The sequence below is a fragment of the Actinophytocola sp. genome (assembly GCF_050699935.1).
In the GTDB taxonomy this organism is placed as follows: domain Bacteria; phylum Actinomycetota; class Actinomycetes; order Mycobacteriales; family Pseudonocardiaceae; genus Actinophytocola.
On record NZ_JBOHGB010000200.1, the window covers coordinates 1 to 10,884 of the forward strand.

General features: G+C 69.6%; 12 protein-coding genes. 3 read left to right on the forward strand and 9 right to left on the reverse strand.

Annotated features, from left to right (window positions below; translation table 11 throughout):
- Together ACRDTB_RS35030 and ACRDTB_RS35035 are read right to left on the reverse strand one after the other, a co-directional pair.
- The coding region (locus ACRDTB_RS35030; RefSeq protein WP_431436539.1) for a hypothetical protein at positions 1 to 635 on the reverse strand (635 nt) is incomplete at its 3' end.
- A gap of 17 nt (positions 636 to 652) precedes the next feature.
- A complete protein-coding gene (locus tag ACRDTB_RS35035; RefSeq protein ID WP_431436540.1) occupies positions 653 to 1,684 on the reverse strand; it encodes a hypothetical protein in 1,032 nt (343 codons plus the stop codon).
- Positions 1,685 to 1,717: 33 nt separating this feature from the next.
- On the opposite strand from ACRDTB_RS35035, the gene ACRDTB_RS35040 reads away from it, so the two are divergent.
- A complete protein-coding gene (locus tag ACRDTB_RS35040; RefSeq protein WP_431436541.1) occupies positions 1,718 to 2,644 on the forward strand; it encodes a hypothetical protein in 927 nt (308 codons plus the stop codon).
- On the opposite strand, the gene ACRDTB_RS35045 is transcribed toward ACRDTB_RS35040, so the two are convergent.
- From ACRDTB_RS35045 to ACRDTB_RS35055, 3 genes are read right to left on the reverse strand one after another with little or no spacing between them, the layout of a single operon-like run.
- On the reverse strand, positions 2,645 to 3,571 hold the full coding sequence (locus tag ACRDTB_RS35045; protein WP_431436542.1) for a hypothetical protein: 927 nt from the start codon (positions 3,569 to 3,571) through the stop codon (positions 2,645 to 2,647).
- Between the two features lie 33 nt (positions 3,572 to 3,604).
- Positions 3,605 to 7,402 carry a hypothetical protein gene (locus ACRDTB_RS35050; protein ID WP_431436543.1) on the reverse strand — a complete coding sequence of 1,266 codons (3,798 nt, stop codon included), beginning with the start codon at positions 7,400 to 7,402 and terminating at the stop codon, positions 3,605 to 3,607.
- On the reverse strand, positions 7,392 to 7,670 hold the full coding sequence (locus tag ACRDTB_RS35055) for a hypothetical protein (RefSeq protein ID WP_431436544.1): 279 nt from the start codon (positions 7,668 to 7,670) through the stop codon (positions 7,392 to 7,394). The genes ACRDTB_RS35050 and ACRDTB_RS35055 overlap by 11 nt, the downstream gene beginning before the upstream one ends.
- 304 nt (positions 7,671 to 7,974) lie before the next feature.
- On the opposite strand from ACRDTB_RS35055, the gene ACRDTB_RS35060 reads away from it, so the two are divergent.
- Positions 7,975 to 8,157, forward strand: a complete 183-nt coding sequence (locus ACRDTB_RS35060) for a hypothetical protein (RefSeq protein ID WP_431436545.1) — start codon at positions 7,975 to 7,977, stop codon at positions 8,155 to 8,157.
- 17 nt (positions 8,158 to 8,174) lie between these two features.
- On the opposite strand, the gene ACRDTB_RS35065 is transcribed toward ACRDTB_RS35060, so the two are convergent.
- From ACRDTB_RS35065 to ACRDTB_RS35080, 4 genes are all read right to left on the reverse strand, one after another.
- Positions 8,175 to 8,477, reverse strand: a complete 303-nt coding sequence (locus ACRDTB_RS35065; RefSeq protein WP_431436546.1) for a hypothetical protein — start codon at positions 8,475 to 8,477, stop codon at positions 8,175 to 8,177.
- Positions 8,464 to 9,426, reverse strand: a complete 963-nt coding sequence (locus ACRDTB_RS35070; protein WP_431436547.1) for a hypothetical protein — start codon at positions 9,424 to 9,426, stop codon at positions 8,464 to 8,466. Before ACRDTB_RS35070 ends, ACRDTB_RS35065 begins: the two co-directional genes overlap by 14 nt.
- Positions 9,427 to 9,594: 168 nt before the next feature.
- Positions 9,595 to 10,029: a hypothetical protein gene (locus ACRDTB_RS35075; RefSeq protein WP_431436548.1), complete on the reverse strand. Its 435-nt coding sequence runs from the start codon at positions 10,027 to 10,029 to the stop codon at positions 9,595 to 9,597.
- On the reverse strand, positions 10,026 to 10,289 hold the full coding sequence (locus tag ACRDTB_RS35080; protein WP_431436550.1) for a hypothetical protein: 264 nt from the start codon (positions 10,287 to 10,289) through the stop codon (positions 10,026 to 10,028). Before ACRDTB_RS35080 ends, ACRDTB_RS35075 begins: the two co-directional genes overlap by 4 nt.
- Positions 10,290 to 10,641: 352 nt before the next feature.
- On the opposite strand from ACRDTB_RS35080, the gene ACRDTB_RS35085 reads away from it, so the two are divergent.
- Positions 10,642 to 10,884: hypothetical protein (locus ACRDTB_RS35085; protein ID WP_431436551.1), on the forward strand; the 243-nt coding region annotated here is incomplete at its 3' end.

Below are 10,884 nucleotides of genomic sequence, written 5' to 3' on the forward strand. Positions count from 1 at the left end.
TGCCCGACCCGGAACACCCACTCGATGCCGGAGCGGTCCGGGCGGTAGCGCGGGTGGAAGTGCAGATCGGGGCCGTTCTCGTCGGCGGTGAGCTGTTTCAACCGTTCGCCAGCTGGGGCGAGTTCGTGGCCGTAGTAGCGGCGCTCCAGGTCCCCGGAGGTGTTCAGCCGGGGCAACACGAGCGGCAGCTCGCCGTGCGGCCGGTCGAGCGCCACTTGCACGATGTCCAGCGCGACGCCGGGCAGCGAGCGGTAGGTGAGGATCACGTCGGCTTGGGGGTCGGTGTAGGCCCAGTCCCCGAGGCGGGCGAGGACGCGCCGGTCGAACACCGCCCACAACCCCGACGCGGACACCTCGACGGCGCTGGTGTTCGGCGCGCGGCGGCGCGGCACGATCGGCCCCGCCCACACCACCGTCTCCCCGGTCGCGGTGTCGGTGCTGGTGTCGCTGGTGATGGCGAGGTAGTGCCGCCATGGCGTGGTGACCGCCCGAATGTCGACCTCGGGCGGGACGGCGTCCAAGGCGATGGTCGCGCGAGCGGAGCCGGCGGCGGAGAGTTGGTCGGTGTAGTCGGCCTGCCCGTCCAGCTCGGCGACGATGTCCCCGGTGCGCAGGTGGCCGAGCAGCAGACGCACCGGGTCACCACCTTCGGTCAGGCGGGGAGCCGCAGCAGCGACAGCGCGCCGTTGTAGGTGAAGTTCGCCCAAGTACCGGCGGCGCCGACGCGTTCACCGGACAGGTACAGCGTGTGTGCGCCGTTCAGGACGCGGGTGTTGCGGGCCGGGGTGGTCACCCAGCTCCATCCGTTGGTCGGGCCGACACCCCGTGCCAGGACCGCGCCGTCGGCGGCGTCGAGGCGGATGGTCAGGTCGGCGCGGCAGTTGGTGCCGGTCAGCTCGGCACACCCGGAGATCATCAGCCGGTAGGGCCAGCCGGGATCGGGCACGCCGATCGAGGTCAACGCCGCGATGCCGGTGATCCCGGTGCGGGCGACCAACTCGACCGACTCCTCGGACCAGGTGGCGGGGGTGCCGCGCCGGGTCTCGCCGTCGAACGCTTCCAGCGTGCCGGCCCGGTAGCGGGTATGGCCGGCGTAGGCGCCCGGCAGGGTGGGGTCGTCGCCGGGCAGCACGACACCGACCCCGGTGCGCACGCTGGCGGCGCGGCGCAGGTCGGTGAACATCGACCCGGCGAGCTGGGTAGTGCCGGCGGGCAGCGCGACCCGCGCGATCGGGAACGACACCGGCGGCAACGGCGGCTCGACCGGCTCCGGCCCCGCCAGCCCGGTGACCGGCTCGATGACGAACTCGGTGCGCGGGTCACCTTGGCGTTCGTCGTACACGCGGGCCACGATCAGGTCCACGCGCGGGTTGGACGGGTCGGCGTCGTCGAGCTGGACCCGGCCGGTGCGGTCCAGCGTGCACACATACGGCCCCTGACCAGGCCGGTTAATCACACACTGGCCGGGGTAGAACGCCACCCCGAGCCCATCGTTCGCGCCGAGCGCCGCCTTCAAGTCGACGACCACACCGTTCTCGGTCCGCGACGGGAGCACCCCGTCCGCCCACGCCATCATCCGGCCCGGCACCGGACCGAGCAGCGCACCGAGCGCGTACCGGGCGTCCCGCTCGCCGATGCGTAGCTGAACGGCCCAGGGGTCGAGACCGCCTTGGGAAATCGCCACCGCGGACTACCTCCATTTCTAGACTGCGAGGTTATGAGCGAGGAGCCACGCGAGGCGGGCGCTGATGGGTACCAGACGTTGTGGGACGACGCGGAGCGTCTTCGTCTCCGCCGCAGCAGTCGCTACCGTCCTCCGATACCCTGGAATAAGGTTCCAGAATTCGTCGAGGACGATGTCCGCGCGTGCCTCCGATCGCTGGGTGAGGAGCTGCACCCACAGACGTTCCAGATCATGGATATGGACTATCGGTTCAGGAACCGACTAAGAAAGGTGTCTCGATACGGGTTATACGCGATGATGCTGGTAATCCCGTTCGGGGTGGCCTACGGCATGATTTATGGACTCTCTCTCAAGGAGACCGTGTTCGGAACACCGCTGGTGGTCGCGATTAGCTTGCTGGTGGCGAGTGTCATCGTGGCGCGGTTTCCGTTCTATTTCAACGATGTGTTCTATCGTGAGATAAGGTCGGCGGAGACTGCGGCGATGAGGTCTGAGTCCGAGGGTGACGATCGAGCCGTGGCGGCCTCGGTCGCCCATGCGGGCAAGGCGGCGCGGGCGCTCTACCGCTCGTTGCAGGGAAGCCGGTGGTCGTGGGTGTCCCCTCCAGCGGTCGCTGATCGAGCGATCGTGTTGTCATTTCCACTGATCGATATCGACGTGAATAATCAGAATCTCAGGCAGTTCCTTCAGGTTTACCCTCGATACCTGCACGATGCCGCGAGCCTGGTGATGCTCGACCGGGTTGACCTCATTCCGGTATTGCGTGACCACTACAAACCGTTGGCGCGACGGTCAAGTGTGGAGAATCCTGGCGAGGTTCCCGACCGGGATATCCGCTACCTCGCCGCAACGCATGACCATGATCGCGGGCGTGTCGTGAAAGACTTCGTGCTCCCGCTCTCCTCGTGGCTCAGCTTCCTGGTGGCCGTCGCCGCACTGGTGGTCGCTCTCAACAAATGATCACCACCACGCCGAGCGCCACGTCACCACCAGGCGCGCGGCCGTGTTAGGGCCGCCGCCATGGCCGAGCACGAAATCTACGACCGACGCGGGCGGGATCGCGAGGGCGTCCCAGTCGGTGACGGTGACGCGGTGGCGGCGGCTGGCCGTGCCGAGGTAGGCGGTGCGGTGGCGGGTGTCGATGACGAGACGGTCGTCGGCGTCGAGCTGGTCGTGGTAGATGACACGGGCGCCGTTGTCGGGCCGGGTGACGGTGATCGGCGGCGCGAGTGGGCCGGTAACGGTCAGGGTCGGTGTCGTGTCGGCCGTGCCGGTGTTGACGGCGGTGGCGCGGCCGGTGACGAGTTGCGGGCCGAAGTCCAGCCCGGCATCCGCGGAAGTGAAGTCGAGGCCGCTGGGGTCAGTGCCGTCGAGGGGACCGAAGTCCAGCCCGGTGGTGGAGTCGCCGGGGAGGCCGGTCTCGGCGGCCTGTTCGCTCGCGCTGTACTTGCGGGGGTCGGCGGCGACGAGCTGTAACGAGAAGTCCAGCCACCGCCCGCCGGGACGGACGGTGACCAGGGTGGTGTCGTCCTGGGTGACGTGGGCGAGGAGTTCGCCGGTTTCCTCGGTGCAGCGCAACGGGTATTCGCGTCCGGGTTCGGCGCAGAGGGCGGCGAGGTGGTGTTCGGCGTCGCGGCGGGCCTCCCAGGTGGGGGAGTAGATCCAGCCGTCGAGGCGGATGGTGCGCGGGTCGCGGTAGGTGCGGGGTGGCCAGCCGCCGTGCGCGCCGGTGCGGGGTTGGGCTTGGTCGGTGCGCACGGGCGGGGACGCGGACCATCCGGTCTCGGTGTCGATCACCCACTCACGGCCGGCCTGGTCTGGCGGCCCGTTGAACACGAGGTCGTCGAGCTGCCAGCGCACCCGCAACGGCAGACCAGAAGCCGGCATGAACCGAACCACCCCCGATGGCTGTTGGCCGGCTTATGGCGTGCCGGTGGTGCGCATGGCGTAGCCGAGCTGCCGGTTCGCGGCGGTGGCGATGGCCCACGGCGACTGGTCGGGTTGGGCGACGACGGTCTGGTTGACCGTGACCGGCGACCCACCGCTGGCACCTGCCGTAGCGCCGAAGTCGGTACGGACCGGGTCGAAGGCGGCGGTGTTGGCGAGCCGGGTGGCGGCGCGCGCGGCCAGGGGGGTGGCGTCGCGGATGCCGTAGGCGAAGCCCTGGGCGGTGTAGCCGCCGATGCGGTGCATGACCTTCGACGGTGAGGAGATGCCGAGGAAGGACAGCACGGAGTCGACGGCGTCGGAGATGAGGTTTTTGAAGAAGTCGATCACCGCGCCGGCGGCGTTCTTCAGGCCGTTGAGCAGTCCGAGGATGATGTTCTTGCCGGCGTCGAGCAGCAGGGAGCCGAGGTCGCCGAGCGCGCCCAGGATTCGGCCGGGCAGCCCACCGAGCCAGGAGATCAGCTCGCCGAGTTTGCCGACCGCGCCGGACACCACTCCGCCGAACCAGTCGGCGACCTTGCCGGGTAGGGAGGCGAGCCAGCCGATGGCGGCGAGGATGTCGGTGACGCGGGCGGAGATCCAGCCGGTGATGGCGTCCCAGATGCCTTTGACGAACCCCCACACCGCTTGGAAGACCGCGACCGTGGTGTCCCGGATCGCGGTCCAGTTGGTGACGATCACGACGGCGAGGGCGATCACGGCGGCGGCGATAGCGGTGAACGGATTGGACAGCAGCGCGATCCGCATGCCGTTGAACACCATCGTCACCACGCGCACGGCGGTCGCGAGGCCGGTCAGGCCGGTGATCAGCGGGCCGGCGACGGCGGCGAGCGTGCCCAGGCCGATCACGACCGGCCCGAGCCAGGTGGCGTTGGCGGACAGAAAGGCGGCGAGCTGCTGAAGGAGCGGCCCGGCGACCTGGAGCGCGGTGACCAGCGCGCCGCCCAGTTGGGTGACGAACACCGACAGGCCGGGCGCGAGGTCGGCGAGCACCGGCCCGAGTTCCTCGAGCGCGGTGCCGAGCACGGTGGAGATGGCACGGCCGGCGGTCGCGGCGAACCGCGCGACCGCGCCCAGCACCTCCGCGCCTTCCGCGCTGTTGAGGAAGGCGGCGAGGTGGCCGGTGGCGTCGGCGAGAAATTGCAGGAACCCGCCACCGGAGGCGTCCAGCGCGCCGAACACGCTGCCGGCGATGGAGCCGAGGTTCCGCAGGATCGTCAGGAGTTGACCGATGGCGTCGATGCCGCTCTGAATCCAGTTGGCGAGGTCACCGGAGGTGCGGGCCTGCGCGATGAACGCGGCGAACCGTTCAGCGGCGTCGGCGAACCCACCAGCCAGATCGGGCAGGAAGCCCGCGCCGACCGTGGTGATGTCGCGCAGGACGGCGGCGAACGCGACCCCGGCCGGCGCGAGCGCGGCGAGCGCCGCTTGGACGTCGGCGAAGATCGCCGAGGTGTCCGCGACCGACTGGGACGAGCTGAGGAACGTCGCGAACGAGCGCGCTCCGGTGTTGAGTTCGGTGGCGATGCCGCCGAGCCCGCTACGCAGCACCGGCAGGTAGGAGCCGGCGAGGCTGGTGATGGTGTCGGCCAGGCCGGCGAACAACCGCTCCTGAACGTCCAGCCGCAACGCACCGAACGCCGGGCGCAGGTCCCGGATCGCGGTCGCGGTGGCCGCCGCCGAGGGCGCGAGGTTGGCTAGTGCGTCGGCGAACGCCGCGGGGTCGTCCATCGACGCGAGCGCGTCGCCGAACCCTTGCATCCCGACGACGAGGGTGGTGATGGCGGCGGTAGCGGCGAACCCTGCCGCCGGCAGCAGCAACAACGCGCCGGACGCCTGGGCGGCGCCGACCGCGAGCCCGGCCAGGCCGGTGGTCGCGGCCGCGAGCCCGCCGATGGCGACCGAGATCGTCGCGAGCCGCGTGAACTGCCGGCCGCGGACGGCGAGCTGGGCGAGGACCTGGTCCAACGCGCGTTCGTCCACGTTGACCCGCACGGACACCGACTCGCCGACCAAGCCACGGACGATGCGCTGGAACTCCGCGTCGATCCGGTCGGCGTCCAGCTCGACCGGCACCGTTGTCGTGGCGGCGCGTTCGGCGGTGGCGGCGAGCCGGCGCGCGTCGGCGGCGAACCCGGTGTCGTCGAGGACCGCGCGCACGTGGAGCTCGATGGAGCGTTCCAGCCGGGTCAGGTAGCGCGACACCGACGGGCCGAACTCGGCGGTGTCCTGCACGACCCGGACCGACACGCCGTGGCGGTTGGGGGCGCGGCGGGCGTTGAGCACGTGCCGGCGCAGCCGGAGGTCTCCGTCGTGGCTGAGGGTCTTCTGCCGGATGTCGGCCAGGGTGCGTTCGGTCGCGGCGGTGAACTCGCCGGTACGGACACGCATGTCGAACGCCACCGGGTGCCGGTACTTGCCGATCGTGGCGTCGATCAGCAACCGCTTGCCGAACTCCTGCCCCCACGTGTCCACATAGGACTCGAATTCGCGGATGTCGGCGGCGAACCCGAGCACCTCGTAGGTAGCGAACGCGCGGCGGACGGCCAAGTCGGCGGCGGCACGGTCCACGCGCCAGGTCTTCCCCACCTGTCCGGGTGGTCGTTCATCGACATGCAACACGGCGGCGTGCCCGTCGTCGAGGCGGACGGCGACCAGGCCGGTCGCGTCGTCACCCGCGCTGCCGTCGAAGAACAGAGCGATCTCGTCGCCCTCGGCGAACGGTGTCGTGTCGGGGTGGTGGCAGGCATCCCACTCGGGCGCGGAGGACCAGGCGGTGTGCGCGGCGGTGCGCTGGTTGAAGAAATACCGGCGCGCGTCGGCGACGTCCTTGGTGAGGTCCCAGAACTCGTCCCGGACGATGCCGGGCAGGTCCATCCACTCCGCTGCCGGCCCGTACACCTCGGCCAGCGCGGCGACCACGGCGTCCAGGTCGGTCAGGTCCACCTCGGCCGGGGCCTCGCGGTGATCCCACAACAACCGCGCCGCCCGCGCCCGTCCTTCCCGGATGGCTTGGGCTTGCCGGTCCACGGCTTCGAGGACGGAGTCCTCACCGGGCTGGTACATGGTGGAGGTGAGCAGCGCCCAGGGTTGCGCGTCGCGGCGCTTGCGGAGGTTGCGGTCGACGGTGCGGAACATGCGCCGCAGTTCCGGCGTCGTGTACAGGTGCGGCTCGTCGAAGATCGCCAGCGACTCCTTGCCGCCGTCCTTCGCCGACGAGCTGGCGGTGGACGGGACGATCTCCCCGCCATCGGGCAGCAGGACACGGGTCAGGCCGACCGCGTCAGAAGGGAGGTCGTCGCCGAGCGGGCCGTGTTCGAGGTTGTGGTGAATGACGTCGTAGGTGTTGCCGGTCTGGGTCTCCTCCGTGGCCAGGCACCGGACGTAGGGATACACGAGCGGCCGGCCCATCGGCTCACCGCGGGTGTAGCGGTAGACGAAGTCCCGCCACACGAACACCTCACCGCCGCCGGCCCAGCCGGCGAACCGGGACGGCCCGAGCGCGTCGAACAACCCGACGTGCCCGGCCAACTCGCTCTTGGCCCGCCCCTTCGGGCGGACCAGCGCCGCACGGGAGTACAGGCGGCGGCCGTGCGGGTTGTGGGCGTAGGCGTCGAGCAGGAACCCGGCGAACTCGTCATCCAGCTCGACCGGATCACCCTGCACGTCACCGGGACCGTGCACACACCAGTGCTCGATCCACGCCGCGGCGAGCCAGCCGAGGGAGCGGTTCCGGTGATGGCCGGGGGCGTGGACCAGCTCACGAGGCACCGCCGCCCAACCTCCGCCGCCGCTCGTCCAACCGCGCGACCGCTGGCCCGTCGCCCGCGGCAGACTCGTTGTTCGGGTTGGCCGGTGGCGTGATCGTGATCCGGGCGCGCAACCGGTCGACGTGCGTCGCGCCCAGCAGCCCCTCGTTGAGCCGGATCTCCGCGAGCAGCTCCTTGCGCGGCTCGGCGAAATACTGATCCACCAACGGGGCCAGCATGTGCAGCCGCTGCCAGTCGGTCACCGTGAACGCCTGCGCCTGCGGCGACACGCACCACGTCCGATACCACGCCCGCGTATGCCGCGAATACGCCGACGCGTTAGGCAAACTCGGCGCGTCGACCGCGCCGTCCGCCGGCACCGTGACCGTCGCCGCCGCGAACGTGTCGGTGTTGCGGCGTCGGCGTTTCGGATTCGGTGGGGGACCGTATCCAGCCACAGGAGCGCCCCCTTGTCGGATGAAACGTTGGACCCGGCGCTGCAAACGGTGATGTCGTCACGGCTTGTCGGTAACGGATCGCCGCGTGACCGCGAAGCGTGTTGTACGGTCCACGATCGCTCGCTGGAGGTCCAAAATGACCGCGCTGGAGGAGAAGTTCGAAGACTGGTTGACGGGATGGAACAACAAGGGTGGGCCCGCCTTGCCGGCCTGGCTGAACTCGATCCAAGTTGACGGATGGATGTGGGACGGCACCCAGCCGCAGATGGAGATCCTGGCTGACGGCACGCCGGTTCTCAGGCACCGGTTCGTGCGGTAGTTACGTCGCAGTTGGGGCTAACCGACGAGTGGTGGACGTGACCCGATGGCCGCGTCGAGTTGCTCGGCGACTACGAGCATGTCCGCCGCGCGAATGGGTTCGCCAGCGCCGATGAAGTCCGCGGACATCAGTTCGACCAGCGAACCTACGACTGGGTCGTCAGGCGTGGCTCGCTTGATCGCGTCCAAGGTCGCTGACAGGACGGGAACGGCCAAGCCCTGAACCTCTTGCTCCGGGTCTCGCTTGATCAAGGTTTGGAGTGATCTGATCAACGCCTCTACACGCTGCTTGGCGTCGTACGGATAGTCAGTGGACGACATGCCTAGCAAGTCGCGGGGGCGGTGGGTTGTCCTCGCGTTCGTAGCGCTCGGCCAGCGCGAGCGCGGCGGACACGCGGGCGTCGCTGGTCGACGCCGTCCGCACCCCACCCGGCCCCGCGCCAGCAGCCGCCGCCGTGATCGACGGTGCGCGCATCGCTTCGCCGACCAGCTCGGGCAGCAGGCCGGGGCCGACGCGCTTGGTGGTCCACAACCGCAGCACAGCGGCGACCTGGTCCCCGGACAGCCCCTCACCGAGCAGCCGCGCGGCCTCCTGCGTCAGCCGGTGCAACACCTTGCGCGGTTGGTGCGGCACGTGCTCACCGACGAGCCCGACCGCGACCCGCACCGCCGACACGTCCACCGCCGCATCGTGACCATCCACAATGGACTGCTGCGGGTTGGGTTGCTGCGGCACGTCGACCGGTTCCGGCATCGGCGGCGGATGCTCGACCGGTGGTGTTGGCGGCGGGGTTTCGGCTCGCGCGCGCGGTACGGAACTACTACCTGCCTTATCAAGGTGAGTAGTTATATCGGGTCGGGTCGGGTCGGGAGCAGCGTGACTCACGCTGTGACTCACGCTCGTGTCACGCGTGACAGAACCCGCCGACCTGCGCTTACTGTCCTTAACTGCCCTCGCTTTGGCTTGTCGTTGCTGCGCCAACCACCGCTTGTGTTCCACCTCGTTGCGGGTCGGTTGGTAGGTAAACCAGTCATGGAACACCCAGCCGGGCTCGCCGTCGCGGACGGTGGGCTCCCACAGTCCGGCGGTCACGAGCCGCTCGGCCTGGCGCGCGGTGCCGTACCGCAGCGCGACGACCTCGGGCACGAACCCGTCGGTCAGGTTCGCCGCCGACCAGGACCCGGCCAGCGCCCACAAGCCCATGGCCGCCGTGCCGGCACGGCGTACTTTGCGATGGTCATGCAGGCCATCGCAGACCTTGAACCACACTTGAACGTCACTTCCCTTACATGACAACAGAAGTCGGCACGGCGACTCGGCACCGCATGTCGCATGTGGGCAGGCGTCAGCGGCACGTGGGCATGCGACAACCCCACGCGCGCGAAAGTCAGGAAGAGCGAGGGTCGGGGCGGCGGGAAGTGCCGCCCCGACGTCTGGTTACGAACCCGGCCCGGCGCTCGTCGGCTCGGTGAGCGCGGTCAGGTTCAGCCGGTACACCGGCTGGGGCTTGCCGGCGTTGCCGGCGGCCCGGTCGGTGCACTTGACGTATTTGCCGGTCGGCACCAGCAGGCCGGCGGCGCGGAGCCGTTGCACGGTCGCGCCGACCACGGCCGGCCGTATCCAGGTCGGCAGCACCGGCCGCCACCGGTTGGCGGTGGTCTCCCGCCATGAGTTGCCCATGGCGTCGAGCACGATGACCGACACCACGGCACGGACGTGATCGGTGTTGCGTGGGTCCAGCACCAGCAGCGCGAGCAGCGACGCCAGCTCGTCTCCGGCGGCGGGTGGGACCGCGGCCGCGCGGCGCGCGATGTCGGCCACCATCTCCCGCAACGTCACCGGAGCGGGTGCCTCGGTGCCGCTCGCGATCACAACGGCAACGCGCGGAACGTGCGGACCGTGGTGATGTCCTGCACCTCGGGCAGGATCTCCGGGTACCGCTCGACAAGCAGCCGGTGCGACACCGCTACCCGCTTCGCGATCTTCCACGTCACCACCGGGCGCCCGGCCACCGTGCCGACCTCGGCGTCGGCGAGCCGTTTCTTGATCGAGTCCCGCAGCTCACGCCGCGCGAGCCCCAACTTCTCGATCTGCTGGTCGATCTGTCGCAACAACTCCAGCGGCTCAGTCATGTCATCCAACGCCACCGGCCCCGCAAGGCCGGCTACGTCCCCCTCCGCGACAGCGGAACCTTGATCATCAATCACAGTGGCCATCAGTACAAAGCCGCCTCCCTCACGGCGCACACCTCGCTTAAGCTCGAACATGTGTTCGAGGCCACTCGCTAGACAACCACCGCGACACGACTTCGTCAAGAAAATACCGAACACAACTTTCTGTGTCTAACATTAGACGCATGGATCTGGTGTTGCCCCGCCCACGCGGCGCTACCCCCTGTGACCACCACTCCAGGTCGTGTCGCCTACCCTCATGCGGCTCAACCACGTCCCCACCTGGGGTGCCGCACACGAAGGGGAACACACCGTGACCGGCCACCGGTCCCACGCGGACGCGCTCGTCGAGCGCTACGCCGCCGGCCGCTCCATCCGCGAACTCGAACGCGCCCACGGCTTGACACCCGGCGCGCTCGCCAACCACCTCAAACCCTCAGTGCGCGGCGGGTTCCCCCGGCTGGAGATCCTCGAACGCTTCGCCGAAGTCCTCGGCGCCCCACTCAAAGAGGTCACCGCCGCGTTCGCCAAAGACGCCCGGCTCGAACTCTTCGAC

Coding starts and splice junctions, on each gene's coding strand:
- ACRDTB_RS35040 (WP_431436541.1), top strand. CDS start 1,718: ATGAGCGAGGAGCCACGCGAGGCGGGCGCTGATGGGTACCAGACGTTG.
- ACRDTB_RS35045 (WP_431436542.1), bottom strand. CDS start 3,571: ATGCCGGCTTCTGGTCTGCCGTTGCGGGTGCGCTGGCAGCTCGACGAC.
- ACRDTB_RS35060 (WP_431436545.1), top strand. CDS start 7,975: ATGACCGCGCTGGAGGAGAAGTTCGAAGACTGGTTGACGGGATGGAAC.
- ACRDTB_RS35065 (WP_431436546.1), bottom strand. CDS start 8,477: ATGTCGTCCACTGACTATCCGTACGACGCCAAGCAGCGTGTAGAGGCG.
- ACRDTB_RS35080 (WP_431436550.1), bottom strand. CDS start 10,289: ATGACTGAGCCGCTGGAGTTGTTGCGACAGATCGACCAGCAGATCGAG.